This is a genomic window from Alkalidesulfovibrio alkalitolerans DSM 16529 (assembly GCF_000422245.1).
GTDB lineage: Bacteria > Desulfobacterota > Desulfovibrionia > Desulfovibrionales > Desulfovibrionaceae > Alkalidesulfovibrio > Alkalidesulfovibrio alkalitolerans.
Genome location: NZ_ATHI01000001.1, coordinates 34,174 through 51,784, shown reverse-complemented (window position 1 = coordinate 51,784; position 17,611 = coordinate 34,174). Strand labels below are relative to the sequence as shown.

The 17,611-nt window shown below is 64.7% G+C and carries 17 protein-coding genes and 1 tRNA gene; 12 read left to right on the top strand and 6 right to left on the bottom strand.

The window, feature by feature from the left end; translation table 11 throughout:
* Together DSAT_RS00225 and DSAT_RS00220 are read left to right on the top strand one after the other, a co-directional pair.
* Positions 1–1,098, top strand: coding sequence for an N-acetylneuraminate synthase family protein (locus DSAT_RS00225; protein WP_020885550.1), 1,098 nt, complete (start codon positions 1–3; stop codon positions 1,096–1,098).
* Between the two features lie 109 nt (positions 1,099–1,207).
* Complete coding sequence (locus DSAT_RS00220) at positions 1,208–2,182, top strand: glycosyltransferase family protein (protein WP_020885549.1); 975 nt, start codon at positions 1,208–1,210, stop codon at positions 2,180–2,182.
* Positions 2,183–2,196: 14 nt separating this feature from the next.
* Here DSAT_RS00220 and DSAT_RS00215 read toward each other — a convergent pair whose 3' ends face one another.
* Together DSAT_RS00215 and DSAT_RS00210 are read right to left on the bottom strand one after the other, a co-directional pair.
* Positions 2,197–3,870: a P-loop NTPase fold protein gene (locus DSAT_RS00215; RefSeq protein ID WP_020885548.1), complete on the bottom strand. Its 1,674-nt coding sequence runs from the start codon at positions 3,868–3,870 to the stop codon at positions 2,197–2,199.
* A 134-nt stretch (positions 3,871–4,004) separates the two neighbouring features.
* Positions 4,005–4,883, bottom strand: coding sequence for a universal stress protein (locus DSAT_RS00210; protein ID WP_020885547.1), 879 nt, complete (start codon positions 4,881–4,883; stop codon positions 4,005–4,007).
* Between the two features lie 182 nt (positions 4,884–5,065).
* Here DSAT_RS00210 and DSAT_RS00205 point away from each other — a divergent pair, with 182 nt between their 5' ends.
* The 8 genes from DSAT_RS00205 to DSAT_RS00170 all read left to right on the top strand — a co-directional run bounded on the left by DSAT_RS00205 (position 5,066) and on the right by DSAT_RS00170 (position 12,886).
* Positions 5,066–5,620 carry a PH domain-containing protein gene (locus DSAT_RS00205; protein ID WP_020885546.1) on the top strand — a complete coding sequence of 185 codons (555 nt, stop codon included), beginning with the start codon at positions 5,066–5,068 and terminating at the stop codon, positions 5,618–5,620.
* A 3-nt stretch (positions 5,621–5,623) separates the two neighbouring features.
* Positions 5,624–7,054, top strand: a complete 1,431-nt coding sequence (locus DSAT_RS00200) for a sigma-54 dependent transcriptional regulator (RefSeq protein ID WP_020885545.1) — start codon at positions 5,624–5,626, stop codon at positions 7,052–7,054.
* Positions 7,055–7,350: 296 nt separating this feature from the next.
* Complete coding sequence (locus tag DSAT_RS00195; protein WP_020885544.1) at positions 7,351–7,722, top strand: hypothetical protein; 372 nt, start codon at positions 7,351–7,353, stop codon at positions 7,720–7,722.
* 58 nt (positions 7,723–7,780) lie between these two features.
* The gene (locus tag DSAT_RS00190) at positions 7,781–9,076 is read left to right on the top strand and encodes a KamA family radical SAM protein (protein ID WP_020885543.1); all 1,296 of its coding nucleotides are present in this window, start codon (positions 7,781–7,783) and stop codon (positions 9,074–9,076) included.
* Positions 9,077–9,079: 3 nt separating this feature from the next.
* Complete coding sequence (locus DSAT_RS00185) at positions 9,080–10,105, top strand: D-alanine--D-alanine ligase family protein (RefSeq protein WP_020885542.1); 1,026 nt, start codon at positions 9,080–9,082, stop codon at positions 10,103–10,105.
* A gap of 11 nt (positions 10,106–10,116) precedes the next feature.
* Positions 10,117–11,283 carry a D-alanine--D-alanine ligase family protein gene (locus DSAT_RS00180; RefSeq protein WP_020885541.1) on the top strand — a complete coding sequence of 389 codons (1,167 nt, stop codon included), beginning with the start codon at positions 10,117–10,119 and terminating at the stop codon, positions 11,281–11,283.
* Positions 11,276–11,767, top strand: coding sequence for a GNAT family N-acetyltransferase (locus DSAT_RS00175; RefSeq protein WP_020885540.1), 492 nt, complete (start codon positions 11,276–11,278; stop codon positions 11,765–11,767). The genes DSAT_RS00180 and DSAT_RS00175 overlap by 8 nt, the downstream gene beginning before the upstream one ends.
* A gap of 24 nt (positions 11,768–11,791) precedes the next feature.
* Positions 11,792–12,886, top strand: a complete 1,095-nt coding sequence (locus DSAT_RS00170; RefSeq protein ID WP_020885539.1) for an acyltransferase family protein — start codon at positions 11,792–11,794, stop codon at positions 12,884–12,886.
* Positions 12,887–12,890: 4 nt separating this feature from the next.
* Here the strand turns inward: DSAT_RS00170 and DSAT_RS00165 are convergent, their stop codons facing one another.
* Both DSAT_RS00165 and DSAT_RS00160 read right to left on the bottom strand, forming a co-directional pair.
* Positions 12,891–13,715, bottom strand: a complete 825-nt coding sequence (locus DSAT_RS00165; RefSeq protein WP_020885538.1) for a TVP38/TMEM64 family protein — start codon at positions 13,713–13,715, stop codon at positions 12,891–12,893.
* 6 nt (positions 13,716–13,721) lie between these two features.
* Entirely contained in the window at positions 13,722–14,447 is a 726-nt protein-coding gene (locus DSAT_RS00160; RefSeq protein ID WP_020885537.1) for a glycosyltransferase family 2 protein, read from the bottom strand.
* Positions 14,448–14,537: 90 nt separating this feature from the next.
* Here DSAT_RS00160 and DSAT_RS00155 point away from each other — a divergent pair.
* Positions 14,538–14,614: transfer RNA gene (locus DSAT_RS00155), tRNA-Met, on the top strand.
* A 101-nt stretch (positions 14,615–14,715) separates the two neighbouring features.
* Here DSAT_RS00155 and DSAT_RS15865 read toward each other — a convergent pair.
* On the bottom strand, positions 14,716–14,808 hold the full coding sequence (locus tag DSAT_RS15865) for a hypothetical protein (RefSeq protein WP_328285307.1): 93 nt from the start codon (positions 14,806–14,808) through the stop codon (positions 14,716–14,718).
* Between the two features lie 384 nt (positions 14,809–15,192).
* On the opposite strand from DSAT_RS15865, the gene DSAT_RS00150 reads away from it, so the two are divergent.
* Entirely contained in the window at positions 15,193–15,753 is a 561-nt protein-coding gene (locus DSAT_RS00150; protein ID WP_020885536.1) for an OsmC family protein, read from the top strand.
* 26 nt (positions 15,754–15,779) lie between these two features.
* Here the strand turns inward: DSAT_RS00150 and DSAT_RS00145 are convergent, their stop codons facing one another.
* Positions 15,780–17,393: a PAS domain-containing protein gene (locus DSAT_RS00145; RefSeq protein WP_020885535.1), complete on the bottom strand. Its 1,614-nt coding sequence runs from the start codon at positions 17,391–17,393 to the stop codon at positions 15,780–15,782.
* Positions 17,394–17,611 lie beyond the last annotated feature (218 nt).

Below are 17,611 nucleotides of genomic sequence, written 5' to 3'. Positions count from 1 at the left end.
ATGCCAAAACACATCGTTTCCCAAGTCGTCCTCCCCTCCGGCGTCGTCATCGGTCACGGCCAGCCCTGCTTCGTGGTCGCCGAAATCGGCAACAACCACCAGGGCAAGCTCGAAATAGCCAAGGAGATGGTCTACGCCGCGGCCGAATGCGGCGCGGACGCGGTCAAGTTCCAGAAGCGCCACACCCCCTCGCTGCTCACCCGCGAGGGTCTGGCCGCGCCCTATACCGGCCCCAACAGCTTCGGCCCGACCTACGGCGCGCACCGCGACGCCCTGGAGCTGGATATCGAGGAGATGGCCCAGATCAAGGATCTCTCGGAGCGCCTGGGGCTGGTCTTCTTCGCCTCGGCCTGGGACATGATCAGCCTGCGCCAGATCTTCGGCCTGGGCGTGGAGCTCATCAAGATCGCCTCGGCCGACCTGACCTGCATCCCGCTCCTGCGCGCCATCGGCCAGGAAGGCGTGCCGGTCGTCGCCTCCACGGGCATGAGCACCTGGGAGGACATCGAGGTCGCCGTGGCCGAACTGCGCAGCTTCCACGACAACATCGTGCTCTTGCACTGCAACAGCTCCTACCCCTGCCCCGAGGACGAGATCGCCCTGCCCGTGATGCACCGGCTCGGCCGCCGCTTCGGCCTGCCCGTGGGCTACTCCGGCCACGAGGAAGGGCTCGCCCCCTCCATCGCGGCGGCCGCACAGGGCGCGTGCCTGGTGGAGCGCCACTTCACCCTGAACAAGATGCTGCCCGGCACGGACCACAAGGCCTCGCTCGAACCCTCGCAGCTCAAGACCCTGGTGGGCATGATCCGCGACGTGGAGCGCGCCATGCGCGAGACCGAAAAGAAGGTCTTCCCCAAGGAAGAATCCACGGCCAAGAAGCTGCGCAAGAGCATCGTGGCCGCGCGCCGCATCCCGGCGGGCAGGATCATCACGGCCGACGACCTGACCGTGAAGAGCCCCGGCACGGGCATCTCGCCCCTGGACTGGGACAACGTCATCGGCCAGAAGGCCGTGCGCGAGATCGGCGAGGACACGCTGTTGTCCTGGGAGATGGTGGGGCATCTGCACTGCGTGACGCCGGTGCGCCAGATCGCCTGAGGCGAGACGTGCGGACCATGACTGCCATGTTTCGGGAAAGCCGGACCTGCGCGCGCGGCCTGCGCGTGATGGGCCCGGCTTTCTCGCGTCCGGCAGCGGGAGGCGCGGCGTGAGCGCGGTCGGCCCGCGCATCCTGATGATGGCCGTGAACGACCCGGCCGGGACGGCCATCGCCCTGGCCAACGCCGTGAACCGCTTCACGTCGGCCCAGTGCCGCGTGATAACCCTCGAGACGCGCTACAACCACGGCTGGCAAAAGGATCTGCACCTGCCCGATCTCGGCCCCGAGGAGATGGCCGAGGTCGAGTGGCTGCTCAAAACGAGCGACATCTTCCACTTCCACATGACCGCGGACGAAGACCTGCGAATCGGGCCGTTCACGCCGCGCGACTTCATGGCCGGAAAGCTCGTGGTCCATCACCACCACGGTCACCCGGACTACCGCTCCGACCCGGAGAAATACCGCTGCAAGTACCGCGAGCGCGGCCGCAGGCACATCCTGGTCTCCACCCCCGACCTTCTGCGCCACTTCCCCGAGGCCCTGTGGATGCCGAACACCGTGCCCCTGGAAGACCCGCTGCTCAGGCCCATGGGCGGAAAGCCCAGGGCCCCGGACGAGGCGCCCATGCTCGTGGGCCATTCGCCAACGCGCAAGGATCTGAAGAACACCGACGAATTTCTCGCGGCCATGGCCGAGCTTTCGGCGCGCGGCGAGCCGGTGCGGCTCGACCTCATCGACGACGCGCCCAACGTGGAGTGCCTGCGCCGCAAGCGGCGCTGCCACGTGGTTTTCGATCACTTGCAGGGATATTACGGGGTCTCGTCGCTGGAGGCCATGGCCCAGGGCGTGCCGGCCATCGCAGGGCTCGACGAGTGGAACAGGCGGCGCATCGCCGAGTTCGCGGGCACGGACGACCTGCCCTGGGTGATCTGCACGCCCGGCGAGATCGCGGCCACGCTTGAGGGACTTTTGCGCGACCCGGACCGGCGCGAGGCCATCGGCCTCGCCTCGCGGGCCTTCATGGAACGCTCCTGGCGCGGCAAGACCATCGCCCAACGCCTGCTCGACTTCTACGAATCGTGATTGACTTGCAACGCTTACTCGTCGAGCTTTACTCCAAGTCCTTGAACCCGCAGGCGGTTGATCTTGCTTTCTTTTGCAATTCGCTTGAGCGCATTTTCTATTTTCGAACCAGTCGGCCCACCTTCATCTGGTGCATCAACAAAACCTTTATACATCAGGCAGGCCTTGACATAAAAATAAAGTTTTTCACCAGAGTAACTTTTGAAAAAACTATAATACTCATCCTCCGAAAGCCGCAGCAGGTATTCTTTTTCGCTTTCACCAAAACCCTTGTCATTCACTATTTTCTCCAAAACATCTTCCAAAGACCGCTCATCTAGACGGCTTGATCTGACGTCTTGAATTGCCGCCAGAAACTTTCCGTCAAGCTCTCTTCGGAAGAAACTGTCACCAGGATTAAATCCTTCTATCTTGCTTCGTTGACTCTTGATATATGTATCGATCAAAAAGTCTGCCTTCTCTTCTTCTCCAAGCTGCCGCAACAAGCTGATACCCTGCCCCAACTGGTCAACACTGATAATATCAATATTGTCGGCGCATCCATGGAACATGGCATTGACTATTTCTCTTGTATTATTATCAAAGCTGTTGTGATATGCATTCCAGGCGTTTTGATAAGACTCCATTCTAGAATTTATCTCTTCGTATCTATCAATACTTGATGCATGGCGCTTCATTTCGAACTCATCAACCCACCCCTTCGAAACGAAACTCGCAAGAGCCAAATCGAGATCGCCAAGCCCCCCAAATTCATATCTACTCAACAGGCGGTTCCATTCATTGTACTTATCATCAACACCATCTTTGTCCAAAAAACGAGCCGCCCTGTGATTCATGTTCAGAGCGAACTCTAAATCAGGATACGAGTCATCAGATTTATAGTTACACTGAACATAAAGAAGAATTTTCCGAACAATATTCCTCAGGACACTCTTTTTGCAATGCGAGAGGAGGCTTTCGATATCGCGCACAAACTTTTCGGCAATTTTCAGTATCCGTATATTCTTGACACCTAAGTCAATCGCAGCTTCTTTGAGATAATCATATATATCCCCAGAAGAAGGATAGGCGATTTCGGCCAACTCGGCCGTTGTAGGATCAAAAAGAATTTCACTATCTAAAATTTTTTCTCTGAATTTTTCATATTCACATTCTTTAAGCTCAGTCTCATTAAAAATGAGTACGACCTTGCACTCCCTCTGCTCTTTCAGTAACGATACCAAACCATACACGTCTCGATCCCTTAAGGGGCTTCCCCTTCTCTCTAGATCGTCAATGCACACGATACACTTGTTCACTGATAAAAAAGCTGCTGAAGGATAGTCGTAAACGTATTGCTTGAAAAATCCAGTTCCGAAAACATGACTTAAGCATTTTCGCCCATATGATCCAATTGTTGAAATAGCGTTGCTCTCCAATGTTGTTATCGTTGGGCTCTCTCCTATGAGTCCCCCTCCTACCGAATTTTCAAATATGGACAGCTTTATGTCCTTTATAGAGTCAATTCCGAACAGTGAAACATATGCATACTTGCCGAGCTTAATTCCTCCTCGCTTCTTCGCGTCCTTCAGAATGCGATTCCAGGCGAATGTTTTGCCTATTCCCCATGGCCCCTTGATTGCTATGACTTCCGGCGTATCGCTTGCCAGGAAGCTATTTAGCCTTTTCTTGATTTGTTCTAACGACACAAGGCTTCTCCCGTCTTAGAGTTGTAGAAGACTCAAAGACACCACGACAAAAATCACGCAGCTCTGCCGCTCGGGTTTTCGTTCAAAGTGAGGCTTGTTGGTCGCCAGCGTTTTGCCTGCGGCGCGGGCGTCTTCTACTTGCTGATCCACAGCGAGCAGCGGGTCAGGCTGCGCAGGAGCTTGGTCGTCACCGAGGTGGGCACGAGCGTGCCGATCGCGGACGGGTGGTCGATGGTCCGGCCCGTGGCCACCACCGCGTAGTTCTTCGAGTGCGCCTCCTGCACGATGGTCTCGGCCACGTCGCGGCCCTCCACGATCCTGATCTCGATCCGCTTCTCGGGAAAGCCATTGTCCAAGAGCGCCTTCTCCGCGCCGATGATCATCTCCTCCACCTGTGGCGAAAGCTGCACTCCCATGGGCCGGACGTGGAACAGCGTGACCGTGTGCGGCTCCTTTTCGCCCAGAATGAAGCCCACGTGGTCGGCCACGCGCATGGCGGGCATGGACGAATCCACGCACAAGAGCACGTTCCTGCGCTCCTGCTCGTCGGGCCTGCGGCAGATCCAGATGGGAAAAGTCAGGTCGTTCCACAAAATCTTGTGGCTCACGCTGTCCTGCACCAGTTCCTCGAACCAGGAGAGCCCCCGGCGACCGAGCACCACGGCGTCGTAAAGACCCCTGTGGGCCTCGTGGATGATCTCGTGCACCGTGCCGAGCTTGGAGTGGACCACCTTCTTGCTGACCTTGTCCGGGTCGCAGGCCCGGTACGTCAGCCATTCCCAGGCCTTTTCCAGCGCCTCGTGGCTGTGGGCCTTCTTGGCCTCCTCCATCTCGGCCAGAGCCGCCTGCTCGGGCTCTCGCGTCTCGTCGAAGGTCCACGAGGCCGGGCGGGGGGCCACGTAGAGGAGTGTGATGCGCAGATCGCAGAACTGCGTGAAGAAGTTCTTCACGAAGCGCAGGTTATATGAGGCTGCGCGGTCTCCCGAGACCGCGAGGAGAAGATGCTTTTCCATTATGGCTCCCGGCAATAGAAGCGAATATGGCAGTAGCAGACAATTTTATCAAGCGGACCGGGCCACGGCCACGGGAAAAGCCGTGCCTGCGGCGTCGCATCGCGCCTTGTCCGGCGGGGAGTTCGGCCCGGATGCCCCCGAGGAGTTGACGGCGACGGGGGAATGGCGGAAAGTCCATCGCCATGACAGACGACGCCGCCACCCCCACCCTGCCCGACCCGGACGTCTTCCCCGTGCCCATGCCCCTGTCCGTGATCCTGGGCGTGCTGCTCCTGGCCCTGCTCGCGGCCGGGCTCACGGCCTGGTTCTTCAAGGGCCACATGTTCATGGCCGGATCGGTGATGATCGTCATCTTCACGCCCATCCTGTCCATCGCCTGGTACGCGCTGTACATGAAGCCCAAGGACACGCGCATCCTGGTGGGGGACGGCACGCTCGTGGTGGAGGCCCCGCCCTACTTCACGGCCACCTTCCAGGCCGGGTCCATCCGCAAGGCCTACCGCTGCCGCCTGGACCAGGAGGAGCACCTCGCCGGGCTGACCAAGGATTCCGGCGTTTCCTCCGGCCCCTACCGGGCAGGGATATTCAAAGGCAAGGGCCGCGAGACGGTCATCGTCTGCCGCCGAAAGGATCTCGTTTGCCTGGTCACGGACGAACGCCTCGTGGCGCTCGGCCCGCGCGACCCCGAAGCCCTGGCCGCCGCCATCGAGCGCCGCCTGGGCGTCAAAGTGGAATAGGGCATGAAACGCATCCTCCTCGCGGCCGCGCCGCCCGACGCCGCGCGCGTGGTGCGGGAAGCCTTTGGCGGCGAGGCCCAGGTGACCCAGGTTTTGGACTGGCCATCCTTGCGCGACAAGGCCGCGCAGGGGGCCTACGATGTCATCCTGGCCGACGTCTCGTGCCTGGGCGCGGCGCCGGGCAAGCTGCCCGGCGAGTACCGCGAGGCCCTGCGCGCCCTGTGGGCCAAGAATCCTCAGGCCGAAATCATCGTCCTTGCGCCGCCCGCGCAGGTGCGCGAGGCCGTGGGCCTGGTCAAGGCCGGGGCCGGAAACTACCTGACCTACCCCCTCGTCAAGGACGAACTGCTCTACGTCCTGGAGAGTCTGTCGCTCTCGCGCAAGGTGGAGAACGAACTCTCCTATTTCCGCGACGAGTTCGTGACCGGCGAAACGCGGCGCGTGGCGCGCATGGACAGCCCGGCCATGCAGAGCGTCTACGAGAAGGTCAAGCTCGTGGCGGCCTCCGGGGCCACGGTGCTGCTCATGGGCGAGACGGGCACGGGCAAGGGCGTGGTGGCGCGGCTCATCCACTCGCTCTCCGAGCGGCGCGAGGGGCCGTTTATCGGCGTGCACTGCGGCGCGATCCCGGACACGCTGATCGAGTCCGAACTGTTCGGCCACGAGAAGGGCGCCTTCACTGGCGCGGCCAAGCGCCGCCTGGGCAAGTTCGAGTTGGCCGCCGGAGGCACGATCTTTCTCGACGAGATCGGCACCATCGGCCCGGCCGTGCAGATCAAGCTCCTGCAGGTGGTGCAGGAGAAGACCTTCTCGCGCCTTGGCGGCGAGGCCGAACTCAAGGCCGACGCGCGGCTCATCGCGGCCACCAACATCGACCTGCGCGGGCTCGTGGAGCGCGGCGACTTCCGCAAGGATCTCTATTACCGGCTGAACGTCTTCCCCATCGAGATACCGCCCCTGCGCGAGCGGCCCGAGGATATCGCCACCCTGGCCGAGCATTTCCTGGAGCGGCTGGCCCGCACCTATCTCAAGGACGTGCAGGGCTACGACCCCGTGGTGCTCGACGCCCTGACCCGCTACGATTGGCCTGGCAACGTGCGCGAACTGGAGAACCTGGTGGAGCGCGCCTTCATCCTGGAGACCTCGCACGTCCTGACCCCGGCCAGCTTTCCGGCCGAACTTTTCGACCGGCCGCACCCGGCCGCGGCCATCCCCCTGGACACCAGCCTGCCCCTGGCCAAGGCGCGGCGCATGGCCGTGGACAACCTGGAGCACGCCTACCTGAGCGAACTCTTGCGCGCCAACCGGGGCGCGGTGGGCCGCACGGCCAAGGATGCGGGCGTGACCGAACGGCAATTGAGAAATCTCATGACCCGCCACGGTCTGCGCAAGGAAGATTTTCGCGCCGAAAGCGGAAGTGAAGATTCCGCATGACATGTCACCGGAAATTTTGATTCCGGTGACTGTTGTCTTATGTAAATAATCTGCAATCCCAATGCAATATGGCGCAAGATGGGCGCGGCTGAACACCCTGGATTGTCATTTCAAGGTCGGCTCGGCGTGCTTTCCGCGATCCTCATTATCGCCTGATCGGAACTTTCGTTTCCGGGCACCTCTCTTTCTTCTTGGAAAACATGAATAAAATCGATGCCATGGATCATGGCACAGCGGTTGCTCTGCGTTTTCGAGCCGCATGTGCGGTCTGCACGGACCAAGGAGAAGAACGAACCATGCCCTCCCCCTTCCTCTCGCGGGCTCTTGCCAGACAGGCCAAAGGCGCGATCCTGTGCGCCATCGCGGCGCTGGCCCTGACCATGCTCACGGCCCCCGACGTGGCGCGGGCCGAGGACGGCCGCGTCACGGGCTATGTGTTCGAAGCCGACCGGACCGTGTTCCTGGAAGGCGACGACGGCGCGCTGTACGTCCTGAAGGGCAAGAACCTGAAGGCCTTCCACGACGCCTACGTGAGCGTCGCCGGAACCCTGCGCGTCACCAGCCAGGGCGAGTACGAGTTGACCGTCTCCTCCATCGACAACGCCACCCCGCCGAGCGACCTCTTTGTCGAGGAACAGCCCCAGACCGTGGCCCATGGCGTCCAATAACGCTTTGGCAACCGCAACGGCGCGCGGCACAACCGTCCGCGCGCGACAAGGAGCGAACGTGACCCAGGCCAGCGAAGCCGCCGAGCAGTCGGCCGCGCCCATCGAACCTCCGTCGTCACCCCTCTCCCTCGCGTTCTCGCGGCGGGGCCGTCCAACTCCGTTTGGCGCGCAGACGCGCAAGCCTCCGGTCATGGTCGTGGACGCGGCCAGGGAGGCGTTTTATTCCACCCATTTCCCCAACTCCACCGCAGAGCAATGGACCGACTGGCGCTGGCAGATCAGGAACCGCCTGACGAGCGTGGCCCAGATATCCCGCGTCATCGCGCTCAGTCCCGACGAACTGATGGCCCTAAGCGCCAAGGGCGGACGCCTGCCCGTGGCCGTGACGCCGTACTATCTTTCCCTATTCGCCGCGCAAGGGCCTCAAAGCCCCCTGCGCCGCACCATGATTCCCTCCATGGCCGAATTCACGCCTTCCGAATGCGAGGCCGCCGACCCCCTGGGCGAGGAGGACGACTCCCCCGTGCCTGGGCTCGTGCACCGCTATCCGGACCGCGCCCTGTTCCTGGCCACGGACTTCTGCTCGGCCTACTGCCGCTACTGCACCCGCTCGCGGCGTGTGGGCAAGGGCCCCTCGCGCATGCCCGCGGCCCATGTCTGGGAGCAGGCCCTGGCCTACATCGCCCGCACCCCGGCCATCCGCGACGTCATCGTCTCGGGCGGCGATCCGCTCACGCTCTCCGACCGCGCCATCGAGCACATCCTCTCGCGGCTGCGTGCCATCCCGCACGTTGAGGTCATCCGCCTGGGCACCAAGACCCCGATGGTCCTGCCGCAGCGCATAACCCCCGCGCTGGTGAAGATCCTCAAACGCTACCACCCGCTGTGGATGAGCGTGCACTGCACCCACCCCGACGAGTTGACCCCGGAGTCGGCCCAGGCCTTCGCCAGGCTGGCCGACGCGGGCATCCCGCTGGGCAGCCAGACCGTGCTCCTGTCGGGCGTCAACGACTCTCCGGCGGCCATGGTGCCGCTCATGCGCGGCCTGATGAAGAACCGCGTGCGGCCCTACTACCTGTACCAGTGCGACCAGGTGCGCGGCGCGGGCCATTTCCGCGCGCCCCTGGCCACGGGCGTGGAGATCATCCGCTCCCTGCGCGGCCACACCTCGGGCTACGCCGTGCCGCAGCTCGTGGTGGACCTGCCCGGCGGCGGCGGCAAGGCCCCGGTGCTGCCCGAATACCTCGCCGGCGTCTCGGGCGACGACTTGGTCTTCGTGAACTACGAGGGCCGGACCTTCCTTTCCCGCGACCCGGCCACGGCCGCGCTCATGCGCGGTCACGCAGAGGCCTGAGCCATGCGCGTCGGCATCACCTACGACCTGAAGGAAGCCTATCTCGCCCAGGGGTACACCCCGGAGGAGGTGGCCGAATTCGACTGCCCCGAGACCATCCAGGCCATCGAAGAGGCCCTATGGGCCATGGGCTGCGAGACCGATCCCATCGGCACGGTGCGCGATCTGGTGCGGCGTCTGGCCCTTGGCGAGCGCTGGGATCTGGTCTTCAACATCGCGGAGGGGCTTTCGGGCTTCGCGCGCGAGTCCCAGATTCCGGCCCTTCTGGAGGCCTACGCCATTCCCTGCGTCTTCTCCGATCCGCTTGTCCTCTCCCTGTGCCTGCACAAGGCCATGACCAAGCGCGTGCTGAAAAGCGCGGGCGTGCCCACCCCGGACTTCGCCGTGATCGAGCGGCCCGGCCAGGCGGCCGCGGTGTCGCTGGCTTGGCCGCTGTTCGCCAAGCCCGTTGCCGAGGGCACGAGCAAGGGCGTCTCGGCCCGCTCGTTGTGTCGCACGCCCGAGGAGCTTTTGGCCGTGTGCGACGAGCTTTTGGCCGCGCACAGGCAGCCCGTGCTCGTGGAGCGCTACCTGCCGGGCCGCGAGTTCACCGTGGGCATCATGGGCAGCGGCGAGGAGGCGAAAAGCCTTGGCGTGATGGAGGTTTTGCTGACCGAAAACGCCGAGGCCGGGGCCTACTCCCTCGAAAACAAGTGGCTCTACGAGGATCGCGTGAAATACCGCCTCGTGGACGACCAGGCGGCCCGCGACGCGGCCCGCGTCTCTTTGGACGCCTGGCGCGCGCTCTCCTGCCGCGACGGCGGCCGCGTGGACGTGCGTCTGAACGAGCACGGCCAGGCCGAGGTCATCGAGATCAATCCCCTGCCGGGGCTCAACCCCGACTACTCGGATCTGCCCATCCTCTGCCGCCTGGCGGGCATGCCCTACCAGGAACTCATCGCGGGCATCGTGCGCTCGGCCTGCGCGCGCGCGGGGCTCTCGCTGGACGCGCCCAAGGCGCGACGGCCCGTGCGCCGGGCCGCCATCTGAGCGCCCGGGCCATGCGCGTCGCCCTGCTGACAAGCCGCCTCGCCCCGGACAGCCCGGCCGACGACCTGGATTCCCTGGTCCAGGCCGAGGCCGTGGGCGAGGCGCTGCGCTCCCTGGGCCATGCGACCGTGAACGTCTCGGCGGACCTTGATCTTTCGCGCCTTCTGGCCGAGATCAAGGCCGCGCGCGTGGACGCGGTCTTCAACCTGGCCGAGACGCTCATGGGCACGGACGCGCTGGCCCATGTCGTGCCCGACGTGCTCGCGCGCGCGGGCGTCGCCTGCACCGGCTCGGGCGGGACCGCGCTCGTCCTGAGCAACGACAAGCCCTTGGCCAAGCGGCTCCTGGCCGCGCGGGGCATCCCCACCCCGGCCTGGGCCGAGGTCTGGTCCGAAACCGGGGCCGCGTCCCGGACGAACGCCACGGACTTGCTGACAACCCCCTTTTCCCAGGCTGCTCAAAAAGGCCCAGATGCAAGGCGCACAAAAAGTTCAAGGCCGACGCGTAGTCCAGCTACGCGAGGGCTTGAACTTTTCACGGCAACGCAGCAGATGGGACTTTTTCAGCAGCCTGCCCGGTTCGCTCCCGGACCCTACATCATCAAACCCTGCCGCGAGCACGCCTCCAAGGGCATCGGCCAGGATTCCGTGGTCGAGGCGGCAAGCCCCGCCGATCTGGCTGAAGCGCTCGCCAAAGCGCACGCGCGCCAAGGGCTGGACCTGTTCGCCGAGGCCTACGTGGAGGGCCGTGAGTTCGCCGTCTCGCTGCTCGCGGACGAGGACGGCCTGCCGCGCGCCTTGCCCCCGGCCGAAATGCGCTTTTCGGGCCAGTGGCGGCGGACTATCCTGACCTACGACGCCAAATGGAATCCCGAGTGCCCGGAGTACGGGCTCTCCACGCGCGCCTTCGACCTTTCGCCCGAGGACGCCGGGCTGACCTCGACGCTCTCGGCCCTCGCCCTGGCCTGCTGGCGGGCCTTCGGCCTTTCGGGCTACGCGCGGGTGGATTTTCGCGTGGACAAGAACGGCGCGCCGTGGGTCATCGACATCAACGCCAACCCCTGCCTCGCGCCGGACGCCGGATTCGCGGCGGCCTGCGAACAGGCCGGGATACCGTACGGACGGGCCGTGGAACGCATCCTTTCGGCCGCCGTGCGTACACGGAACACACATGCCTAGTCTCACGCTCCGCGATAAGGCCAGGCCCGACGACGTCGAGGCTGTGGCCCGCATCCTCGCGACCGCCAACGCCTTCACCCCGGCCGAGATCGACGTGGCCCGCGAACTCGTGCAGGAGAACTTGGCCAAGGGCGCGGCCGCCTCGGGTTACCACCTGCTCTTCGCCGAGGCGGAGGGGGAGGTGCGCGGCTATGTCTGTTACGGCCCGGACGCATGCAGCGACGGGGCCTGTCACCTCTACTGGATAGCCGTGGACGCGGCCGCGCGCGGCCAGGGGCTGGCCCGCCGCCTGCTCGACGCGGCCTGCGAGGCCATCCGCCTGGCGGGCGGCAGAAAGCTCTACGCCGAGACCTCGTCCACCGAGCCTTACGCGGCCGCGCGCGGCTTCTACGAGCACAGCGGCTTCACGTGCGAGGCTAGGCTCGCCGAGTTCTACCGTCCCGGCGACGACAAGCTCATTTACGTGCGGTCCCTGATGCGCTAGTCAAGGGGCGATACCGGAGGAGCCATGGGCCTTGTCCGCCTCTTCCTCGCCCTCGCCGTATATTTCTCGCACGACCCGTTCTGCGGGGTGCGGCTTCTTCCGGGCGGCGTGGCGGTTCAGGCTTTCTTCGTCATTTCGGGCTTCTACATGGCGCTCATCCTGCGCGAGAAGTACGCAGGCGCGCCGCTCTCCCTGTTCTACGGCAACCGCGCCCTGCGCCTTGCCCCCACCTACTTCCTGGTCCTGGCCTGCTCCGCGGCGGCCCTGCATTTTCTTTCCGCCGCGCCCCTGGCGGGGCCGAGGGATTTCGGCGCGGCCATGTCCGGCCCGGCCTGGCCAATGATCGCCTGGAGCAATCTGCTGCTGTGGGGCGACGAGTTGCTCTTCCTCTTCGCCCTGGACCCCGCGAGCGGGACGTTTCGTTTCGCGCCGGGCGGCGACGTGACCGGGGCCTACGTCTTCCTGCTCGTGCCCCAGGCATGGTCGCTGTCCATGGAGATGAGCTTCTACCTGCTCGCGCCGTTCCTCGTCCGGATGCGGGCGCGCACGCTCGTGGCGATTGTCCTGGCAAGCCTCGCGCTGCGCGCGGGGCTGCTTTTCGCCACGCCCGGCGCGGAGCTTCTGGCGCGCAAGATATTCTTCTCGGAGATGTGGCTCTTCCTTCTGGGCATGCTCGCCTATGAAGTCCACGTCGCGAACAGGGCGCGGGCCGCCGCGAAAAGCCTCGGGCTCGCGCTGTTCTTCGGGGCCATGGCCCTGGCGGCGCTCTTCTCGGGCCTGCCGCCGGTTCTCAAGACGCCGCTGTGGGCCGCCTGCTTCGCCCTGGCCGTGCCGCACGCCTTTCGCCTGAGCGCCGCAAACCGCCTGGACCGCTTCCTGGGCGACCTCTCCTATCCCTTCTACATCGTGCACTTTCTGGTGATTTCGCTCGTCTCGCGGCTGGCGGACGAGCCTTGGGGCGGCACGGCCCTGGCGCTTTCGCTGGCCGCCGCCGTGTTGCTGCACCTGGCGCTGGAGCGGCCCATCGACCGCTGGCGGCAGGCGCGCGCCGCGCGCGGCGCGGCCGAGGCGGGAGCGTCGCGGCTGCCGGACGCGGCGGTCTCCGCGCCCATTCCCTGAGATTTTATTTGCCGCAGGAATCCGAAGCGGCGTCCTCGGCCTCGGGCGAGCCGTTGGCCTCGTTCAAGAGCCGCGCGCAGCGGTATTTGCGGTAGAGAACGAAGCCCCACAGGGTGGTGGCCACGAAGAGCACGCTGGCGATGCCGATGCGCAGCCCCGGGTCCACGCGCACGCCCTTGCCGATGAGGGCGAAGATGAGGGTCTGGGGCAGGTAGCCGATGGCCGAGCCGAGCAGGTAGGGCGCGAGGCGGATGGAAGTCAGCCCGGCCAGCAGGTTGGTGATGGTGTTGTTGCCCACGGGCATGAGCCGGATGAGCATGGTCATGGTCACGGGGTTCGTGTTCACGAACTCCTCGAAGGCCTTGATGCGCCGGCCGAAGCGCTTGCGCACCAGCTCGCGGCCCAAAAAGCGCGCGTAGAGAAAGGAGATGGCGCAGCCGAGCACCGTGCCGAGCGCGGCCAGGGCCGTGCCCCAGACCACGCCGAAGACGTAGCCGCCGATGAAGGCCGGAATCTGACGCGGCAGGGCCACGGCCGTGAGCAGCCCGGTGCCGACCACGAAGGCGAGCCAGCCAAGCGCACCCAGGCTGTCGAGGTGGGCCGCGATCACGTGGCGGTCGAGGGTCTGGTCGAGCTTGGCCGCGTGCAGGGCCACGCCCGCGGCGGACATGGTGGCGATGAGCAGAAGTCCCTTGAGCACGGCGCGCAAACGGCGCTTGGGCGGGATATCCGGGGTCTCGCAGGGCGCGGCGGGCGTGCGCGAGGGGTCGCGCGTCGGTGCGGCCGCGTCCGGCCCTTGCTCGTGCCCGGAACGCGAATCAGCGGCCATGGGAAATCAGCCCTGTTCCTTGATCTGGTAGGCGATGAAGCGCGAGCGCAGCCAGCGCACGCCCAGAAGGTCCATGCCGCCCTGCACGGCCCTGTCCAGGGTGCCGTACTTGGAGACGCCCGCGTTTCTCGGGCGGTGGTTCACGGGCATTTCGGCCACGCGCGCGCCCTGCCAGAGCATCAGGTTGGGGAAAAAGCGGTGCATGCCCTTGAAGGGGGGCATGCGGCGGGCCATGTCGGCGCGCATGATCTTCAGCGAGCAGCCCGTGTCGGTCACGGTCTTGCCGGTCAGGCGCGTGCGCACGGCGTTGCCGAACTTGGAGGAGATGCGCTTGACGAACGTGTCGCGGCGCTTGGCGCGCAGGCCGCAGGCCATGTCCAGCCCCTCGCGCTCGAACAGGCCGAGCAGGGCCGGGATGTCGGCGGGGTCGTTTTGCAGGTCCGCGTCCATGGTCACCACCAGATCGTTACGCGCGGCCGCGAACCCGGCCACGAAGGCGGCGGACTGGCCCCGGTTGGCCACGAAGGCGAGGTAGCGCACGCGGGGGTCGGCGTCGGCCAGTTCGCGGAGCACGGCAAGGCTTTGGTCCGTGGAGCCGTCGTCCACGAACACGGCCTCCCATTCGCGGCCGAGCGGGGTGAGCGCGGCGCGGATCTGCTCCATCAGGGGGCGCAGATTGGCCTCTTCATTGTAGACCGGGACGACGACGGAAAGCGAGTGGCTGTGCTGCATGACCGGGATTGTCTAAACCCCGTGCGAGAAAATGTAAAGCCGGGGGTTGACACCCACCGCCCAGGTGGGTACATACACCTTCCTTCGTGACGCGGGGTGGAGCAGTACGGTAGCTCGTCGGGCTCATAACCCGAAGGTCGTCGGTTCAAATCCGGCCCCCGCTACCAAAGAAATCGAGGGCTTGCAGGAGAAATCCTGCAAGCCCTTTTTCTTTTGCAGCAGTGCCGCAGGCGGTGTTTTTGGAAAGAAGGTGCTCTCGGGCGGTCTGCTAAACGGCCAGGAAGCGCCGGGCGTGGACGCCCAGGGCGGCGGCCAGCTTGCGGGCCTTCTGCTCGCCGAGGCTCCGCTTGCCGTGCTCCATCTCGGAAATATGCCGCCGGGGGGATGCCGGTCTTCCCGGCAAGCTCCGCCTGCGTCATGCCCTCCCTATACCGCGCACCGGCAAGAAAGACGCCGGGCAATTCCTCGTCGGAACAGCCCAGGGTCTCGCGCCAGGGCATGGGCTTTTCCCCTTCGGTGAATCCGAGCGCCAGCATGGCCGCGCGGGCCTCTTCCATCTTGCCCTCGCTCATCCTACGCCGTAAGGGAGGCCCCGGTGTCGATCCGGGAGACCCGTTTCCAGTCGTCCTGGCTGTTCCCGGCCTGCCCGCGCCAGCATCGCATTTCTTCCCAAACGCATTGCCATGAATTCTCCATCTGGGGTATAGTTGGTGATAGTCCCCCATTTTCAGCAAAGGAGTCGGTCATGGCAGAGAACATTTTCAACGGCGTCAACGTGGACGCCCTGGTGCAAACAATTGAGGCCGTGAAGAAAGACCCGCAGATCGGCGAGTTCAAATTCCGCGTCAGGAACACATGGCAGGACGGCACGCTGAACCGCGCCACGGTCAAGGGATTCTACGGAGCAAAGGAGGAACACCCCGACCGTGCCGGACGGCTGGAGTACGACATCGACGAGCCGCCCGTGCTGATGGGCAATGACCGGGGCCCAAACCCGGTGGAGTACCTGCTCGTCGGGCTTTCCGGCTGCGTCACGACCTCGCTGGTGGCGCATGCCGCGGCGCGGGGCATAAAGCTCAACTCCGTCGCCTCAGAACTCGAAGGCGACATCGACCTGCGCGGCTTCATGGACATCGACCCCAACGTACCCGTGGGCTACAAGGAAATCCGCATCACCTTCGCCATCGACGCCGACGCCACCAGGGACCAGATCGAGGAGTTGGCCGAGTTCGCCAAGAACCACTCGCCCGTGGCGGGAACGATCATGAACGCCACGCCGGTCACGGTGAAGGTCAAGAAGGCGTAGGAAAATCGGGGAGGGGCCAGCCCGCCCTACTCGGGCCGCGCCGGGCGGGGCGCCGATGCTTCGGGCAGGTGGATGCGGATCGTGGTCGTGTCGTGCTCGTCGGAAACGTCGGCTTCCACGCTCCCGCCCTGCACCTCGATCATCCGGCGCGCCGAATAGGCCCCAAGGCCCGTACCGCCATTCTTGCCGAAGGTCACGTACTTGCCGAAGAACCTGTCCCTGATCTGCCTGGGGATGACGCCCGCATTGCGTATCGCGATGTCGCAGCCGTGGCCGCTCGTGATGCTCACCTCCACCGGTCGGTCCCTGGATGACGCCTCGATGGCATTGGTGATCAGGTTCATGAGCGCGGACCTGAGCAGGTGACGCGAACCGAGGGTCGTGCATCCCCCTCCGTCCCGGTGACTTGGGCAGTGCACGCGCACCTCCACCCGCGAATCGAACCGGGGAAAGGCGAAAGACATCTCCTCCAGGACCTCGGCCACGGTCCGCGCGCAGTCCAGCGGCTCGGGCGTGAACTCGAAGCGGCCGGTCTCGATGCGGAACAGGTTCAGGGAGGTGTCGATCAATTCGATCATCTGCCGCCCCGAAGACTCGACCGCGCCCAGCGCCTTGGCGAGGTCGCCCTCGCTCAGGTCGCCTTCGCGGATGAGCCGGACGGCGGAAATCGCGTTGATGGCGGGCTTTCGCAAGTCGTGCTGCACGATGCGCTCGATCTCCTGGCGCATGAGTTCCGCGCGCTTCAGGTCGTCGATGTCGATGTGCGTGCCGACCATGCGGCTGGGCCGCCCCGCGGCGTCGCGCTCCACGGTCTTGCCCCGGCCCACGACCCAGCGCCAGCCGCCCTCCTTGGTGCGCAATCTGAATTCCACGCGAAAGCGGCCCTCGCCCCGGTTCATCTCCTCGCTCACCCGCGCCACGGCCTGAACGCGATCCTCGGGATGCAGCATCTGCTCCCACATCTCGCGGCTCATGGGAAACTCGCCCGGCTCGTAGCCAAGCATGGTGTAGCAGCGGTCGTTCCAGTAGACACGGCCGGTGGAGATGTCCCAGTCCCACAGGCCGTCGCGCGTGGCCTCCAGCGCCAGGCGCAGCCGCTCCTCGCTTTGCCGCAGCGAGATCAGGGCCTGGGCGCGCTCCCTGTTGAGCAGGGCCAGGGCGAGCTGGTCCGCAAGCTGGCAGGCGAAGGCGATTTCGTCCACTTCCCAGACGTGCGGCCTGTTCACGTGCTCCAGACAAATCACGCCCATGACCCGGCCCGAGGTGCGGATCGCCGCGTCGAGCATGGCGGTAATGCCGTTGGGCTTGATGTAGTTTTCGGCGTATCCGGAAGTGCGCGGGTCGCTCAGCGGCTCCGAGGTCATCATGTAGCGACTGGTCGCCAGGGCCTCGAACTCGCCGAGGAACTGGTCGCGGCCAAGCCGCAGGCCGCAGTGGTCGTTTCCCGTGGAGAGCATGAACAAATTGATGCAGGAAAGCGTCTGCTCGTCGTTTTCGAGCAGCCAGACGCTCGCGCGCTCCACGCCAAGGGCACGGGCCGCCTCCCGCATCATGTCGGCGGCGAGCCGCTCCACGTCGCCCTCGGCCAGATGCTTGCTCAAGGCGAAATCATACACGACCCGTTGCAGATCCGAACGCATGACCAATCCCCCCGAATGAATCGCGCCCATGTTACCAGATAGTGAATTAGCAAAGAATTATGCGCAAGTGTAGTTTTTTCGCTGACCACGGACTGGGCGGTTCCGGGACGGGCGGACGGCGATGCAGGGAACGGACTTTGCACCTGTCGCTCCCACCCACTTGTACTGCCCAGGCCGCATGCCCCGCGCGACCGCCCACCTCATCCAAGCAAGTTGTT

What these genes read in the sequence shown, in the direction of transcription:
- DSAT_RS00160 (WP_020885537.1), bottom strand. Translation starts at nt 14,447, where the DNA reads ATGCAGCACAGCCACTCGCTTTCCGTCGTCGTCCCGGTCTACAATGAA.
- DSAT_RS00175 (WP_020885540.1), top strand. Translation starts at nt 11,276, where the DNA reads ATGCCTAGTCTCACGCTCCGCGATAAGGCCAGGCCCGACGACGTCGAG.
- DSAT_RS00200 (WP_020885545.1), top strand. Translation starts at nt 5,624, where the DNA reads ATGAAACGCATCCTCCTCGCGGCCGCGCCGCCCGACGCCGCGCGCGTG.
- DSAT_RS00225 (WP_020885550.1), top strand. Translation starts at nt 1, where the DNA reads ATGCCAAAACACATCGTTTCCCAAGTCGTCCTCCCCTCCGGCGTCGTC.
- DSAT_RS00150 (WP_020885536.1), top strand. Translation starts at nt 15,193, where the DNA reads ATGGCAGAGAACATTTTCAACGGCGTCAACGTGGACGCCCTGGTGCAA.
- DSAT_RS00205 (WP_020885546.1), top strand. Translation starts at nt 5,066, where the DNA reads ATGACAGACGACGCCGCCACCCCCACCCTGCCCGACCCGGACGTCTTC.
- DSAT_RS00170 (WP_020885539.1), top strand. Translation starts at nt 11,792, where the DNA reads ATGGGCCTTGTCCGCCTCTTCCTCGCCCTCGCCGTATATTTCTCGCAC.
- DSAT_RS00195 (WP_020885544.1), top strand. Translation starts at nt 7,351, where the DNA reads ATGCCCTCCCCCTTCCTCTCGCGGGCTCTTGCCAGACAGGCCAAAGGC.
- DSAT_RS00180 (WP_020885541.1), top strand. Translation starts at nt 10,117, where the DNA reads ATGCGCGTCGCCCTGCTGACAAGCCGCCTCGCCCCGGACAGCCCGGCC.
- DSAT_RS00145 (WP_020885535.1), bottom strand. Translation starts at nt 17,393, where the DNA reads ATGCGTTCGGATCTGCAACGGGTCGTGTATGATTTCGCCTTGAGCAAG.
- DSAT_RS00185 (WP_020885542.1), top strand. Translation starts at nt 9,080, where the DNA reads ATGCGCGTCGGCATCACCTACGACCTGAAGGAAGCCTATCTCGCCCAG.
- DSAT_RS00165 (WP_020885538.1), bottom strand. Translation starts at nt 13,715, where the DNA reads ATGGCCGCTGATTCGCGTTCCGGGCACGAGCAAGGGCCGGACGCGGCC.
- DSAT_RS15865 (WP_328285307.1), bottom strand. Translation starts at nt 14,808, where the DNA reads ATGGAGCACGGCAAGCGGAGCCTCGGCGAGCAGAAGGCCCGCAAGCTG.
- DSAT_RS00210 (WP_020885547.1), bottom strand. Translation starts at nt 4,883, where the DNA reads ATGGAAAAGCATCTTCTCCTCGCGGTCTCGGGAGACCGCGCAGCCTCA.